The organism is Stenotrophomonas sp. MYb57 (genome assembly GCF_002966815.1).
In the GTDB taxonomy this organism is placed as follows: Bacteria; Pseudomonadota; Gammaproteobacteria; order Xanthomonadales; family Xanthomonadaceae; genus Stenotrophomonas; species Stenotrophomonas indicatrix.
Genome location: NZ_CP023271.1, coordinates 2,297,543 through 2,312,840 on the forward strand (window position 1 = coordinate 2,297,543; position 15,298 = coordinate 2,312,840).

The window sequence follows — 15,298 nt, forward strand, 5'->3', positions numbered from 1 at the left end:
GCCACGGCGGCAGGTCGTGCGTGCTGTACGGAATCCCGTCGGGATGCGCGTGGGTGACGGTATTTCGGCGCCAGCCCTGCCAGTGGCGCTGCGGCGTTACCGCCGACGCGGGGACGTCATTCCAGTTCGTGCTGGTGGCGCGCGGCCAGCAGCAGCAGATCATTGGCGCGACGGCAACCCAGCGATTCCATCATGCGTGCGCGATGGGTCTCCACCGTCTTGACGCTGATACCAAGATCGGCGGCGATTTCCTTGTTGCTCTCGCCCTTGCCGATGCGGCGAAGGATCTCGCGCTGGCGCGGCGACAGTGCGGCAATGCCGGTCGGTTTTTCGCGACCGAGCATCGGCGCCAGCATCTTGGCCGAGATCTGCGGGCTCAGGAATACCTGGCCGGCATGCGCGGCACGCAGCGCCAGTTCCAGCTCCTGCGGTGCGGCATCCTTGACCACGAAACCGACGGCACCCCGATCCAGGGCATCACGCACGTGGGCGGCGTCGTCGTGCATGGTCATCATCACGATGCGCGTGCCGGGTGCGCGCAGGCGGATGTCGCTCAGCGCTTCCAGGCCGGTACGGCCGGGCAGCGACAGGTCCATCAACACCACGTCCGGTGCGTGCTGCAGGGCCATCTGCAGTGCCTGTTCGGCATTGCTGGCCTCGGCGACGAGCTGCACGTCGGCAAACCCCTGCAGCAGCCGCGCCAGGCCGGCGCGAACCAGGGTGTGATCGTCGACGATGAGAACTCGCACAGGCACGCTGGAGGTTGGGGAGGGGTATCCACCTTAACTTAGCTGAACGGGCACGCCAAGGGCTGTCCGTCCGCCTGCATGGTGGCAGATTTCAGCGTGCGCGGCGGGCCTCGGCCACCTGCCGGCGGTGCAGCCGGAACAGATGCCGCTCCATCGCCATTTCCAGGCCATCGCCGAGGCGATGGAAGCGCAGCCACAGATAGTGACCACCACCGCCATCGGCCGCTTCGGCGATGACTTCCACCGGCAGGTCGATATGGTCGGGCAGCCAGTCGCTGGGTTGCAGGCGGACAACGCCGGCCTGGCCGGGCGTGCTGCCGCTGCGTGGGCCCAGCTGCAGGCGGATGCCTCGGCGCGACCAGCGCACCGGGCGCAGCGTGGGTTCCTGGCCCTGCTGGCGGATCAGGCGCCCGAGCAGGACCATGGTCAGGTCCACCTTGGCTTCCAGGCGCTGCAGCTGCAGGCTGGCTTCGCTGCGTTCCTCGTGTTCGTCGATGCGGCTGTCTTCGACCAGTGCCAGGCTGCGCAGCAGGCCTTCGGCACTGCTGGTCCGGCCCACTGCACTGCCGGCCTGGAACTCGGCGGGCAGGGCCAGTTCACAGCTGAGCGTTTCGTCGAACAGCTCGCTTTCAGCCGGGTGGTGCAGGGACGTGGTCGGCAGCACGGTCATGCCAGCGATTCTGCCTGCAGGTAGGCATGCGCGGCGCGAAGGGAGCGGCGGCCGTCCTGCATCTGCACGGAGACTGCGTCGCGACGCTGGCGCAGCAGGCCGAGCAGGCTCTGCTGGCGTTCCAGCAGGGCCGACAGTGGCGCGTGGTCGGCGCTGCCCAGCGGCTGGCTCAGCAGTGCGTGCAGGGTGCTGTCATGGCCATCGAGCAGGCTGTCGGCCTGTTCGAAGGCCTCTTCGTCGAGGGCCTTCTCGAAGGCATCCAGCTGCGCGTTGAGTTCAAGCAGGCTCATGGCGCCACCGCCGCGGGACGGCGCTGTTCGTGCGGAATGGCATTCCAGGCACCGTCGATCTCGCCCAGCAGCTGCAGCGATTCGTCCAGCGCGGCGCGGTCGTTGTGCAGGTTGGCTTCGGTCAGGCGCTGCAGCAGGTAGTCGTACAGCGCCGACAGGTTGCCGGCGATTTCGCCGCCGGCTTCATGGTCCAGCGAGCCGTTGAGGTGGGCGACGATCGCACATGCTTCGCCGATCGCCTTGCCCTTGCCGGCCTGGTCGCCCTGGTCGAGGGTGGCCTGTGCACGGCGCACGCGCTCCAGCGCGCCAGACAGCAGCAGCGCCACCAGTTTGTGCGGATCGGCATCGGCGACCGCACTGGTCACACCCACCTGGCGGTATTGCTCGGCGTACTGACGGCTGGAACCGTACATTCGTGATTCTCCCTTGCGCGGGGTGCCGGGGTGCGGTCGAAGGGACCGTTGACGCCGGCACTGCGATGATTGCTGTTGCGTCCGTTATCGGTGCGTACGGCGCCAAACTTGAGCGCCGTGCGTGTTTCCTCAGCGGTTCAACTGGGCCAGCTGCTGCTGCAGGGCGGTGTTGCTCTGCTGCAGCTTGCCCATCAGGCTGTCCAATGCCACGAACTGTTTCTTGTAACGGGCTTCGACACCGACCATGCGTGCGTCCAGGTCCTTGCGGCGCTTGTCGATGTTGTCCAGCGTGGTGTTCAGCCCCTTGGTGCGGGCGACGAAGGCGCCTTCCTTGCCAACCGTGGTGCTGACGTAGCCGTCCACCAGTGAATACAGCCGGCCGGCACCACCGGTATCGCCGGTGACCGCCTGGCGGATCTTCTCCGGCTGCGCGGCGAGGGCTGCGGCGAACTTGGTGCTGTCCAGCACCAGGGTGCCATCGGCGTTGGGATAGCCGCGGGTCTGCAGGCCCAGTGCCTTGGCATCCAGCTGGTCGCCTGCCAGGTCCTTGAGCACACCGGACATCGTCGAGCGCAGCTGCGCGATCGCACCCCGCATCTGCGCATCGCCGGTCAGTGCGGCGGCTTCCTTGGTCTTCGCGTCGTACTTGGTTTCGGTGTTGATCGCCGCGATGGCCGCGTTGTAGGCGGTGACGAACTCCTGCATCACCTTGGTTGCGGCAGTAGTGTCGGTACTGATGGTGACGGTGCTCAGGCCCGGCACCTTCAGGTTCAGGGTCAGGCCTGGCACCGCGTCGGTCACGGTGTTGCTGGCACTCACCACTTCCACGCCGTCAATGGTCAGCACTGCATCCTTGGCGGGGCTGTTTTCCTTCAGGCTGCCCACCAGTGCGCCCAGCTTCGGATCGCTGCCGGCGTATTCCAGCTTGATCGCGCTGGCCGCGCCGGTCTTTTCCTGGGCGATGGACAGGTACTGGTTGTCGCCGGAGCTGATCAGCGTGGCCTGCACGCCTTCCTTGCGGCCGGCGGCGTCGATCTTGTTGCGGACGGTGGTAAGCGTGTCGCCTTCCTCCACCTGCACGTTCATCGTCTTGGCCTTGTCGCCCACGCCGACGGTCAGCGTCAAGGTTCCGGCACCGAATGTATCGGTCTTGGGCACCGACGTGTCGGCGATCAGCTTGTGCGCCGACGCCAGGTTCTTCACCTCGACCTTGTGGGTGCCGTTGGCTGCGGCCGCCTTGCTGGTGCCGAGGTCATACAACGCCACCGATGCGGTCAACACATCGTCGGCGTTGTTGGGGCCGGCCTTGCCGGTTGCGCTGACGGTACGGGTGTCGAAGGCGGTGGTGGCCTTCAACGCGGTCAGGGCGGTCTTCAGCTTGTCGAAGGCCGAGGTGACCGTGCCGAGCGACGACAGCTGCATCTTGGTCTTGGACTGCTGCAGGTTCAGCGCATTGTCAGCCGGCTTGCGGTCCGCTGCGACCAGCTGGTTGACGATGCTGGAGATGTCCAGCCCTGAGCCAATGCCACCGTATCCAAAGTCTGCCACGTCGTTTCTCCTGGTATACGGGCCTGGCCGTCGTACGGCGGCCCGTCGTCAACGAAAATAGCGGCCTGCGCCGCTGGGTCTTGAGGACTTCGTTGATGCATGCGCCGTGCCACTGGCCGGTGGGGCGGTTCTGGCACGCCGGTTGCAGGAGGCCTGGGGCAGGGCGCGGGTGGGTTCACCGCGGGCTGCCGGGGGTCTGTAAAAAACCCTCCCCCAATGCAGGGGAGGGATCAGGCTACTGACAATCGGGGGGAGACGAAGCCGCCCGGTACGTACAGTCAACATGCACAACGCTGAAAGAGAGGTCCGCAGGGGCGGGCGATGCCAAGCCGGTTCGGGAAGCTTCCCGGGCCGGGCATGGCCGGCACCTGAGTACGCCGTGGCTGTCGGGTTGCCGCTACCGTCGGTTCAACCCGACGGTAGCGGCGCCTTCTTGCCGTGGATCAGCGCAGCAGGCTGAGCACGCCCTGCGGCACCTGGTTGGCCTGGGCCAGCATGGCCGTACCGGCCTGCTGCAGGATCTGGGTGCGGGTCAGCTCAGCGGTTTCCTTGGCGAAGTCGGTGTCCTTGATGCGGCTGCGCGACGCCGACAGGTTCTCCGAGGAGGTCTGCAGGTTGGCAACGACCGAGGTGAAGCGGTTCTGGATCGCACCGAGGTCGGCGCGGGTGCTGTTGATCGCACCCAGGGCCTTGTCGACCACTTCCATCGCCTGCTGCGCACCCTTCACGGTGGACACGTCGATCTTGTCCGCAAAGCTCTTGGCACCTGCGGTGGTGCTGGCGGCGATGTCGGCCGGGCCAGCGGCAACGCCGGTCCAGGTGCCGGTTTCCACGGCGATGCCGAGGAAGGCGCCGTTCTTGTCGACGCTGTCCTTGACCGAGCTCAGGTTGATCTTGCCGCCGCCGGCGGTGTCGATCTCGGCCAGCACGCCGGTCTCACCGATCTTGGCATTGATCGCAGCAACCATCGCCTTGGTGGCGGCGTCCTGGGTCTTGGTGCCGTCTGCACCGCCCTGTGCGGCGATGTCGATGCCATCGATGGCCACCGCTGCGCCCGAGGCGTTGGTGATGGTCATGCCGGCGACCTTCAGGCCCGTCGTGCCGTCAGCCGGCGCGCCTACGGTGAAGGTCACGGCGTCGAACTGCGCACCGCCCAAGGCGTTGGCCTTGGCATCGATAGTCTTGTCGATGGCGATGGCCTGGCCGGCGTTGGCGCCGACCTGGAACAGCTGGCTGGAGAACGAACCGTCCAGCAGCTTGGTGCCGTTGAAGTCCGACTGCTTGGCGACGCGGTCGATTTCCGAAACCAGCTGGGTCACTTCGGCCTGCAGTGCCTTGCGGTCGCTGGCCGAGTTGGTGGCGTTGGAGGCCTGCACCGACAGCTCGCGGACGCGCTGCAGGTTGTTGCCGATTTCGGTCAGCGAACCTTCGGCGACCTGGGCCAGCGAAATGCCGTCGTTGGCATTGCGGATGGCCACGTCGGTGCCGCGGATCTGGGTGCCGAAGCGCTCGGAGATCGCCAGGCCGGCCGCATCGTCCTTGGCGCTGTTGATGCGCGAACCGGAGGACAGGCGCTGGATGGTGGTAGCGAGCGAGCTGCCGCTGGTGCTCAGGTTGCGCTGAGCATTCAGGGACATGGTGTTGGTGTTGATGACTTGTGCCATGGTGCTTTTCCTTTGGCGAAGGTGGAACGTATTTCAGGAACCGGGCAGCAGCTCAGCCGCCGCCCGGTGGTCGATCAAGGTGCGGATCAGCGCAGCAGGCTGAGCACGCCCTGCGGCACCTGGTTGGCCTGGGCCAGCATGGCCGTACCGGCCTGCTGCAGGATCTGGGTGCGGGTCAGCTCAGCGGTTTCCTTGGCGAAGTCGGTGTCCTTGATGCGGCTGCGCGACGCCGACAGGTTCTCCGAGGAGGTCTGCAGGTTGGCAACGACCGAGGTGAAGCGGTTCTGCACGGCACCGAGGTCGGCGCGGGTGCTGTTGATCGCGCCCAGTGCCTTGTCGACCACTTCCATCGCCTGCTGTGCACCCTTCACGGTGGACACATCGATCTTGTCGGCGTACTGCTTGGCCGGCACGGTCGTATTGCCGGCAACGGTCACGCCACCGGTGGAAGCCAGCTGTACCAGAGTGCCGTCTGCCTTGACGCTGTCCTTGACCGAGGTCAGGGTCAGTGCGCCGGTAGCATCGGCCTCGGCCAGGATGCCGGTTTCGCCGATCTTGGCGTTGATGTGGGTCGCCAGCGCCTTGCCTGCACCAGCGGCATCGGTGTTCTCGACCTTCAGTGCATCGAAGGTGACCGTGCCCTGAGCGCTGGTCAGGGTAAAGGTTGCGATGTCAGCGGTGGTGGCCGGGGTACCGGACAGGGTCGGAGCAGCAATGGTACCGGTGACGAACTGTGCGCCACCCAGGGCATTGGCCTTGGCATCGATGGTCTTGTCGATGGCAATCGCCTGACCGGCGTTGGCGCCGACCTGGAACAGCTGGCTAGAGAACGAGCCGTCCAGCAGCTTGGTGCCGTTGAAGTCCGACTGCTTGGCGACGCGGTCGATTTCCGAAACCAGCTGGGTCACTTCGGCCTGCAGCGCCTTGCGGTCGCTGGCCGAGTTGGTGGCGTTGGAGGCCTGCACCGACAGCTCGCGGACGCGCTGCAGGTTGTTGCCGATTTCGGTCAGCGAACCTTCGGCGACCTGTGCCAGCGAGATGCCGTCGTTGGCATTGCGGATGGCCACGTCGGTGCCGCGGATCTGGGTGCCGAAGCGCTCGGAGATCGCCAGACCGGCCGCATCGTCCTTGGCACTGTTGATGCGCGAACCGGAGGACAGGCGCTGGATGGTGGTGGCCAGCGAGCTGCCGCTGGTGCTCAGGTTACGCTGAGCATTCAACGACATCGTGTTGGTGTTGATTACTTGTGCCATGAGGAGAGGTCCTTGAGCGGTTGCACGTGAGTTGGGTTAGACGCCCCCGACGTGCCCCGGGGGCGGCTCATGTCAGCGCTGCAACAGGCTGAGCACGTTCTGCGGTACCTGGTTGGCCTGGGCCAGCATGGCCGTACCGGCCTGCTGCAGGATCTGGGTGCGGGTCAGCTCGGCGGTTTCCTTGGCGAAGTCGGTATCGCGGATGCGGCTGCGCGATGCGGACAGGTTCTCCGAGGAGGTCTGCAGGTTGGCGACCACCGAGGTGAAGCGGTTCTGGATCGCGCCGAGGTCGGCGCGCACGCTGTTGACCGATTCGAGGGCCTTGTCGACGATGGACATCGCCTTCTGTGCGCCTTCGGCCGTGGTGACGTTCAGGTCCTTGACGAAGCTGGCCGTTGCACCGGTCAGCGTGCCGCCGTTGGTGCTGGTCTCGGTCAGGCCCAGGCCGGCGATGGTGGCGGCGGTGGCGCCGGCCGGCGGGGTCGCCGCGCTGACACCCAGAGCGAAGGTCTGGCCGTCCTTGACCGAGGCCAGGCTGACCACGCCGGCGTTGACGGAGGCGACCACGCCGGTTTCGCCCAGCTTGTTGTTGATCGCGGCCGCGGTGGCCGAGGTGATCGATTCGCCTGCCTTCACGGTGAAGTCGCTGACGGTGACCGTGGTGGCGGCGCCGCCCGGCGGGGTCACCGAGATCTGCAGGCCGGAGTAGGTGGTATCGGCGGTGGCCTTGTCGGCTGCAGCCAGGCTGGTGCCGGTGTAGACGTTGGCGAAGCTGGCCGCGCCCAGCGAATCGGCCTTGGCGTTGACCACGCTGTTGATGGCGATGGCCTGGCCGGCGTTGGCGCCCACCTGGAACAGCTGGCTGGTGAACGAACCGTCCAGCAGCTTGGTGCCGTTGAAGTCGGCCTGCTTGGCGACGCGGTCGATTTCGCTGACCAGCTGGGTCACTTCAGCCTGCAGCGCCTTGCGGTCGCTGGCCGAGTTGGTGGCGTTGGAGGCCTGCACGCCCAGTTCGCGGATGCGCTGCAGGTTGTTGCCCACTTCGTTCAGCGAGCCCTCGGCCACCTGGGCCAGCGAGATGCCGTCGTTGGCGTTGCGGATGGCCACGTCCAGACCACGGATCTGGGTGGTGAAGCGCTCGCTGATGGCCAGGCCGGCGGCGTCGTCCTTCGCGCTGTTGATGCGCAGGCCGGACGAGAGGCGCTGGATGGTGGTGGCGAGCGAGCTGCCGCTGGTGCTCAGGTTGCGCTGAGCGTTGAGCGACATCGTATTGGTGTTGATTACCTGTGCCATGGGGTCGTCTCCTCTTATGTGGAACCCGTTGGTGAATGAAACGAAGCGCCGCCTGATTTTTTTGTTTGGCTGTGTGCTTCGCCGTTGCCAAATGAATAACGGCGCTTTGTCAACAACCTTTAGCCGGGAATTTCGTTGCAACCGAATTTCGTCGCTGAAAGCTGTTTTTCCGGGGATTTCCGCCCTGGAAAAGCGTCAAGGCCACCCCTGGTAGGGGCGGTCGGGCATGCCCAACCCACGCTGATGAAGGTATCGGCGGGGGCCGGCTGGGCTTGATGGGCGATCTCGGAACATCCGCCGGGCATGGCCCGGCGCTACCAGGGCCAACCCTTCGGAACATCTGCCGGGCATGGCCAACCTTTCGGTAGCGCCGGGCCATGCCCGGCGAGCGCAGCGGTACATGACCGCCGAAACGAAAAAGGCCGCGATGCAGGGCATCGCGGCCTTGGGCTCCAGCGCTGGCGCGTGGAATCAGCGGATCTTGTTGAACAGCGACATCGACTGCATCTGCGAGAACAGCGTCTGTGCCGCCTGCAGCGCGGTGCTTTCCAGCTGGTACTGGCTCAACGCATCGGCGTAGTCCAGGTCGCGCATCTCCGACAGCGTGGTCTTCAGCGTCACGCCGTTGGCCTCACGCATCTCCGCCGCGTTGTCCAGCGCCTTCAGCTGCGCGCCACCGGCAGCGCGCGAATCGATCATCCGTTCCGCCGCGCGGCCGACATCACGCAATGCGCTCTGCAGCTCGTTCTGCTGCGCGGCCATCTTCGCTGGGGTACCGGTATCGGCATCCAGTGCGGCAATCAGCTTGTCCATGGTGCCGAAGATGTCGCGGCTGCTGGCGGCCTGCACGTTGAAGCTGTCACCTGTTGCTGGCGCGCCAGCGATCTGCAGGCGAACGCCATTGATCTCCAGTTCGCTGCCGGCCTTGTAAGTGCCGGTGCCGGTTACGTTGCCGGCGCCGTCCAGCACTTCGTACTGATCGGCTGCGGTGAAGCGCACGCTGAACGATTGCCCGTTCCAGCTGTCGCTGCCATCACGGGTGATATTGGTCAGCACGCCGTTGCCGGCGTTGCCTGCCGCTGCGCTGCCATCGACGAAGCCATCGCCGGTGGGGATGCGCAGGAAGATCTCGCTGCCGGGGAGGGCGTCGCGCACGTAGGTATCCGGGCCGACTTCCACCTGGCGCTGGGTCTGGTCGCCGCGATAGACAACCTTGCCGTCAATCTTGGCGAACGGCGGATCGCTGTCGTTGGTGCCGCCGAACACGTAGCGGCCGGTGCCGTCGCTGCTGTTGGCCAGCGACAGCAGGCCCTCGCGGATCTGGTTCAACTCGGTGATCAGGGTCTTCTTGTCGGGCGCACTCAAGGCGGGATTGCTGGCCTGGATGGTCAGATCGTTGACGCGCGCCATCAGGTCGTTGACCTGGGCCAGGGTGTTTTCCTGCACGCCCAGGCGGTTCTGCACGTTGTTGCCATTGAGCTTCATGCGTTCCAGTGCGGCCAGGCTGCGGTCCAGGCCCACCGCAGCGCCTGCGGCGACCGGATCGTCCTTGGCGCTGACGATCTTGCTGCCGGTGGCGATCTGCTGTTCCAGATGGCTGAGTTTGGCCTGCTTGGCCATCATCAGCGCTACCGACTGGCTGTACATCATTCCGGTGGAGATGCGGTTGCTCATCGGCGCACGGCTCCCAGGATGGTCTGGAACATGGAATCGGCGGTGGAGATCAGCTGCGAGGCGGCCTGGTAGGCCTGTTGCAGGCGCAGCATGTCGGCCGCTTCCTCATCGAGGTTGACGCCGGACACTTCGTCACGCGCTGCCTGTGCCTGGTCGGCGATCACCTGCTGCGCGCCCAGCGAATACTCCGCCGAACGCGCTGCTGCACCGACCTGGGTGGTCAGCCCGCCCAATGCGCCGCCCAGGGTCACCGTGCCGGCGTTGAACGCCTTGGCCGATTCCACCTTGGACAGCTTGGTGGCATTGCTGTTGTCCGACGAGCCGGCCGGAGTCGGGGTGATGTTGAAGGTGTCGCCATTCTTCGGCACGCCATCGAGCACGAAGCTCCAGCCGTTGGCGCTGATGGTCTGCCCGGGCGTATAGGTCTGCGGCGGGCCGCCATCGATGGTGTAGGTGGTGGCCGAGGTGAACACGATCGCAGCAGGATTGCGCAGGTTGGCGTTGGCCGCATCGGTCACGGTCACGCCGCTCAGCTTGCCGGTGCCGGTGTTGGCCAGTGCGGCAGCGCCCTTGATGGCGGCGGCCGCGGCAATGCGCGACGGATCGGTGATCGCCATCTCCAGGCTGCCAGCCACGCCAGCTGTCGGCTGCAGCAGGAAGCGGTCGTTGGCCGCCGGGGTGCCGCCCACCACCAGCTTCACGCCGTTGATGATCAACGGGTCGGCAGCGGTACCGGTGCCGGTCAGCGGCACGCTGGCGCCGGTGTCGGCGCGGCTGGCGGCCCAGTTGCTGCCATCGAACTTGAGCACGATGTTCTGTGCTTCCAGCTTGCCGAGGTCGCCATAACTGGCGGTGATCGCGCCGGTGCCGGTGTTGCCGGCATTGCCGGTGACACGCGGCGTGCCGATGTTGAAGAAGTCGCCGCCCATCTGTCCGTACAGATCCACGCCCTGGCGATGGGTGCTGTTGAACGTCTCGGCCAGGCCCACAGCCAGCTTGCCCAGTTCGGCCTGGGCCGGGGTCAGCACGGTGTCGCGGAACTCGAGCAGGCCGCCGATCTGGCCGCCCACGGCCTTCGGGTCCAGGGTGATGGTGCCGCCCTGGGTCTGCAGCGCAAGCTGCAGGCGCTCGGGCTGGTACGGGTCGGCCACCGTGGTGACCTTCGATGCGGTGGTACCCACCACCAGCGCCTGGCCGCCGGCGGTGTAGACGTTCATGATGCCGCCGTCCTGGATCACCGCGGTGCCGCCGGTGTAGCCCACCAGCTGCGAGATCAGCTGGTCGCGGCGGTCCAGCAGGTCGGGCGCGGCGTTGGCGATGTTGGTGCCGATGGCACCGTTGATCTGCGCGATCTCCGACGCCAGCCGGTTGACTTCGGTGGCACCGGCCATCAATCCATTGTTGACCTCGCCATTGAGGTTGTTCAGGTGGGTGTTGAGCTGGCTGAAGCGGTTGGCCAGGGCCTTGGCGCCATCGAGCATGTTCTGCCGGTCGGCAGTACCCGCTGCGTTGGAGGACAGGCCGCTGACGGTATCGAAGAAGTTCGACCAGACCCCGGCCACGTTGGTGGCCGCGTCGGAGAACAGGGCATTGACCCGGTCGGCCATGCCCGAGAGCTGCTTCAGGCGTGCCAGTTCGCCGCCGCTGTCGAGCAGGCGCGAGATCGCCAGCTGGTCGGCGGCGCGGCGGATGTCGACGATGCGGGTGCCGTTGCCAACGTCACCATAGCCGTAGTTCTGCGGGGTGGCGGTGGCGAAGTCGACCTTCTGCCGGCTGTAGCCGGGAGTGTTGAGGTTGGCCACGTTGTGGCTGGTGGTGGCCAACGCACGCTGGAAGGCGAGCAGGGCACTGGTACCGGTGGAAAGTACGCTGGACATGGGGTTCCTCAACGACGGGTGATACCCAGCGCCGCGGTTGCGGTGCTGGCGAAGGTCTGGCCGATGCGTGAGCCGGCGTCGGCCACGGCGGCCACGGCGCGCTCGATGGTCGGGCCGCCGGCGATCGCGGCGATCTTGGCCGCGTAGCGCGGGTCGGTGGCGTAGCCGGCGCGTTGCAGCCCGCGCGCGAAGCCCTGCACATCGGTGCCGGCCTGCAGCGCCTGCTGGTAGCGCGGGCTGGTCTTCAGCAGGCGCACGTAGTCGGCAAAGCTCTCTGCGGGCGAGGTGTAGGCGCGGAAGCTGGCGGTCTCGTTGCGGCGTACGCCATCGACGTACTCATGGGTGCCGGCGGTAGCGCTCTGGCCCTTCCAGCCGGTGGCCTTGATGCCGAACAGGTTGTGCGAGGTGCTGCCATCGGCATGCTTGATCTGGCGCTTGCCCCAGCCGGTTTCCAGCGCTGCCTGGGCAACCAGGGCGCGCGCGTCCACGCCCAGTTCCTTGGCCGCGCTCTGTGCGTGCTGCCAGATGCTGGCGACGAAGCCTTCCGGGGTGTGCGCGCCCAACTGGGCGACGGCGGTGCGCGTGGCCAGTGCATCGGCCGGGGTGCCGCTGCTGCCGCGGTTGCTGGCGGTCGGCGCCCACTGGTCGCTGGCAGCGGCCCAATCGGCGCCACCGATGGCACCGGCATAGGGATCGTCGGTACCCAGCGAACGGTGCATGCCGCTGCTTTCCCGGCCCGCAATCAGGTCCAGCGCCTGCTCCATCGGGGCGACGGAGGACTGCGCGCCATCCTGCACACCGGCCGCCATCTGCTGCAGCATGCGCACGGCCTGGCCGGCGTCCTGCAGCGGCAGCGACGGCGCCGCGGGCGCATTGAGCTGGTAGGCGCGGCTGGCCTTGGCCGGGTCCACCCGGGTATCCAGCGCCGGGCCATCGGCCTGCGCGCCGGACAACTGGCGGGTGATCATGCTCGACAGGCCCAGGCCCTTGCCGCGGGTCATCGCCTCGGCGATCTTCTGGTCGTACATCTCCCGGAACATCTTGTTTTCACCCGGGAACAGCGAATCGCCGAAGCTGGCGTCACGCATGCTCTTGACCAGCATCTGCGCGAACTGGCCTTCAAGCTGGCGCGCGACCTTGTCGATCTTGGCCGGGTCGTTCTGCTGGGCCGGGCTGAGTTCGAATGCGGGAGTGATGCGCATGTCAGATCACCTCGAGCTCGGCGCTCAGGGCGCCGGCCTGCTTCAGTGCTTCCAGGATCGCGATCAGGTCACCCGGTGCCGCGCCAACGGCGTTCACCGCATGCACGATCTCGTCCAGGGTGGTGCCGCCGTTGAACTTGAACATCCGGCTGCCATCGTTGGTAGCGGTGATGGTCGACTGCGGCGTGGCCACGGTCTGGCCACCGGCAAAGGCGTTGGGCTGGCTGACGTTGGTATTTTCCTGGATGGTCACCGTCAACGAGCCATGCGAGATCGCGGCCGGGCCGACACGCACCTGCTGGCCGATGACCACGGTGCCGGTACGCGAGTTGACCACTACCTTGGCCGGTGCGGCGCCCGGGGTCAGTTCCAGGTTTTCGATACGGGCCAGCAGGCCGATGCGCGCACCGGCGTCGGTGGGCGCACGCACGGCAACCGTGCCGCCGTCCACGGCACGCGCCGAACCCTCGCCGAAGGCATTGTTGAGCGCACCGACCATCCGCGAGATGGTGGTGAAGTCGCTGTTGTGCAGGTTCAGGGTGATCTCGCCGCTGGCGCCGAACACATCGGGCAGGGCGCGCTCAACGGTCGCACCGTTGGGGATGCGGCCGACGCTGGGCACGTTCACCGAGACGCGCGAACCGTCCTTGCCCTGTGCACCGAAGCCGCCCACGATCAGGTTGCCCTGGGCAATCGCGTAGACCTGGCCGTCGGCACCGCGCAACGGCGCCATCAGCAGCGAGCCACCGCGCAGCGACACGGCGTTGCCGATCGAGGACACGGTGATGTCGATCGGCTGGCCGGGCTTGGCGAACGGCGGCAGTTTGGCGTGGATTGCCACCGCCGCCACGTTCTTCAGCTGCGGGTTGACGTTGGCCGGTACGTTGACGCCCAGCTCGCCCAGCAGGTTCTTCAGGCTCTGCACGGTGAAGGGCGCCTGGCTGGTGCGGTCGCCGCTGCCATCCAGGCCGACCACCAGGCCGTAACCCACCAGTGCATTGCCGCGCACGCCACCCACCTGGGCCAGGTCCTTGATGCGCTCGGCGCTGGCGGGAGCGGCCACCGCAAAGACCATGAACACGGCACAGTAGAGCGACGCTGCGCGTCGCTGCCAGGAAGAAGAGAAGGAGAGTTTCATGGCCATACTCAGAACGGCGTCAGGCCGGAGTTGAAGAAGCGGCTCAGCCAACCCATCGCGTTGGACTGCGCGACAGGGCCGCGGCCGCCATAGACGATGCGCGCTTCGGCCACGCGGCTGGAAGGCACGGTGTTGTCCGCGCTGATGTCGCCGGGGCGCACGATGCCCTGTACCTGCACCAGCTCATCACCCTGGTTCAGGCGCAGGTTCTTCTGCCCCTGCACCACCAGGTTGCCGTTGGGCAGGCGCTGCACCACCGTCACGGTCACGTTGCCCTGCAGGCGGTTGCTCTGCGCGCTGTTGCCCTTGCCGGTGAAATCGCGTGCGCCCTTGGCCGTTGCACTCAGGATGTCCTTGCCGCCCAGGGTGACCGGTGCGCCGAGAATCGACGGCGTGCCGAGGCTCAGGTTCGATTCCTTGTTGGTGGCGGTGTTGGCGCTGGTCTGCGCGGTGGTGTTTTCCAGCAGGGTGATGGTCAGCAGGTCGCCGACATCGCGCGCACGGCGGTCCGAATACAGCTGCAGGGTCGGGCCGGCGGCGTAGATCGCGCCGGCGGTCGGTTCGGCCTGCGGCGGCATGATCGGCTGCAACGGCGCCATCGTCGGATAGGGGCGCACGTCGCCAGCGATCACGCAGCCGCCGAGCAGGGCAGCCACGGCGCAGGCGAGGGCAGTACGGGCGAAGGAAGAAAGGGGCGACATGGCAGTTTCCCGGTGAGGGCGGTCAGAGCTTGTTGCTGAGGTAGCCGAGCATCGAGTCGGTGGTCGAGATCGCCTTGGCGTTCATTTCGTAAGCGCGCTGGGTTTCGATCATCGACACCAGCTCTTCCACCACGTTGACGTTGCTGCCTTCCAGCGCACCCTGCACCACGGTGCCCAGGCCGTTCAGGCCGGGATTGCCGTTCTGCGCCGGGCCGGAGGCGGTGGTTTCCAGGAACAGGTTTTCACCACGTGCCTGCAGGCCCGCCGGATTGACGAAGTCGGTAAGGGTCAATGCACCGACTTCCACCGATGCCGCGCCGTCGGCCATCTTCACGCTGATGGTGCCGTCGGTACCGATGGTCACCGACTGCGCGCCTTCGGGAATCTGGATGCCCGGCTGCACCGGGTAGCCGCTGTTGGTGACCAGCTCGCTGTCCTGGTTGATCTTGAACGAGCCGTCGCGGGTGTAGGCCGAGCTGCCGTCGGGCATCTGCACTTCGAAGAAGCCGCGGCCGTTGACCATCACGTCAAGCGCGCGGCCGGTCTGCTGCTGGCTGCCCTGTTCGAAGTTCTTGGCGGTGGCCACCACGCGCACGCCGGTGCCGATCTGCAGGCCGGTGGGCAGCTGGGTCTGTGCCGAAGAGGAACCGCCGGGCTGGCGCACCTGCTGGTACAACAGGTCCTCGAAGCTGGCGCGGTCCTGCTTGAAGCCGGTGGTGTTGGTATTGGCGAGGTTGTTGGAAACCACCGACATGCGCATCTGCTGCGCATCCAGTCCGGTTTTCGCGATCCACAATGCCTGGTTCATCTTCGGAGTCCTGTCTGG

At 66.5% G+C, this 15,298-nt stretch carries 14 protein-coding genes; all 14 read right to left on the reverse strand.

Annotated elements, in window-relative coordinates; translation table 11 throughout:
* Nucleotides 1-116: 116 nt before the first annotated feature.
* On the reverse strand, nucleotides 117-749 hold the full coding sequence (locus CLM74_RS10570) for a response regulator transcription factor (RefSeq protein ID WP_025879002.1): 633 nt from the start codon (nucleotides 747-749) through the stop codon (nucleotides 117-119).
* A 91-nt stretch (nucleotides 750-840) separates the two neighbouring features.
* Nucleotides 841-1,419, reverse strand: coding sequence for a PilZ domain-containing protein (locus tag CLM74_RS10575; RefSeq protein ID WP_025879003.1), 579 nt, complete (start codon nucleotides 1,417-1,419; stop codon nucleotides 841-843).
* Nucleotides 1,416-1,709, reverse strand: coding sequence for a hypothetical protein (locus CLM74_RS10580; RefSeq protein WP_025879004.1), 294 nt, complete (start codon nucleotides 1,707-1,709; stop codon nucleotides 1,416-1,418). Before CLM74_RS10580 ends, CLM74_RS10575 begins: the two co-directional genes overlap by 4 nt.
* On the reverse strand, nucleotides 1,706-2,122 hold the full coding sequence (fliS, locus tag CLM74_RS10585; protein WP_025879005.1) for a flagellar export chaperone FliS: 417 nt from the start codon (nucleotides 2,120-2,122) through the stop codon (nucleotides 1,706-1,708). The genes CLM74_RS10580 and fliS overlap by 4 nt, the downstream gene beginning before the upstream one ends.
* Nucleotides 2,123-2,251: 129 nt before the next feature.
* Nucleotides 2,252-3,670, reverse strand: coding sequence for a flagellar filament capping protein FliD (gene fliD, locus CLM74_RS10590; RefSeq protein WP_059064144.1), 1,419 nt, complete (start codon nucleotides 3,668-3,670; stop codon nucleotides 2,252-2,254).
* A gap of 443 nt (nucleotides 3,671-4,113) precedes the next feature.
* Nucleotides 4,114-5,334: a flagellin gene (locus tag CLM74_RS10595; RefSeq protein ID WP_100436245.1), complete on the reverse strand. Its 1,221-nt coding sequence runs from the start codon at nucleotides 5,332-5,334 to the stop codon at nucleotides 4,114-4,116.
* 86 nt (nucleotides 5,335-5,420) lie between these two features.
* Nucleotides 5,421-6,587, reverse strand: coding sequence for a flagellin (locus CLM74_RS10600; RefSeq protein WP_105164009.1), 1,167 nt, complete (start codon nucleotides 6,585-6,587; stop codon nucleotides 5,421-5,423).
* Nucleotides 6,588-6,659: 72 nt separating this feature from the next.
* Nucleotides 6,660-7,880: a flagellin gene (locus CLM74_RS10605; protein WP_025879099.1), complete on the reverse strand. Its 1,221-nt coding sequence runs from the start codon at nucleotides 7,878-7,880 to the stop codon at nucleotides 6,660-6,662.
* A 471-nt stretch (nucleotides 7,881-8,351) separates the two neighbouring features.
* Nucleotides 8,352-9,554: a flagellar hook-associated protein FlgL gene (flgL, locus tag CLM74_RS10610; RefSeq protein WP_033831049.1), complete on the reverse strand. Its 1,203-nt coding sequence runs from the start codon at nucleotides 9,552-9,554 to the stop codon at nucleotides 8,352-8,354.
* Complete coding sequence (gene flgK, locus CLM74_RS10615; protein WP_032974829.1) at nucleotides 9,551-11,431, reverse strand: flagellar hook-associated protein FlgK; 1,881 nt, start codon at nucleotides 11,429-11,431, stop codon at nucleotides 9,551-9,553. Before flgK ends, flgL begins: the two co-directional genes overlap by 4 nt.
* Nucleotides 11,432-11,439: 8 nt before the next feature.
* A complete protein-coding gene (gene flgJ / locus CLM74_RS10620; protein WP_025879102.1) occupies nucleotides 11,440-12,633 on the reverse strand; it encodes a flagellar assembly peptidoglycan hydrolase FlgJ in 1,194 nt (397 codons plus the stop codon).
* 1 nt (nucleotide 12,634) lies between these two features.
* Nucleotides 12,635-13,771, reverse strand: coding sequence for a flagellar basal body P-ring protein FlgI (locus tag CLM74_RS10625; RefSeq protein ID WP_105164985.1), 1,137 nt, complete (start codon nucleotides 13,769-13,771; stop codon nucleotides 12,635-12,637).
* A gap of 8 nt (nucleotides 13,772-13,779) precedes the next feature.
* Nucleotides 13,780-14,472, reverse strand: coding sequence for a flagellar basal body L-ring protein FlgH (flgH, locus tag CLM74_RS10630; protein ID WP_025879104.1), 693 nt, complete (start codon nucleotides 14,470-14,472; stop codon nucleotides 13,780-13,782).
* Between the two features lie 22 nt (nucleotides 14,473-14,494).
* Nucleotides 14,495-15,280: a flagellar basal-body rod protein FlgG gene (gene flgG / locus CLM74_RS10635; RefSeq protein ID WP_025879105.1), complete on the reverse strand. Its 786-nt coding sequence runs from the start codon at nucleotides 15,278-15,280 to the stop codon at nucleotides 14,495-14,497.
* Between the last annotated feature and the right edge of the window lie 18 nt (nucleotides 15,281-15,298).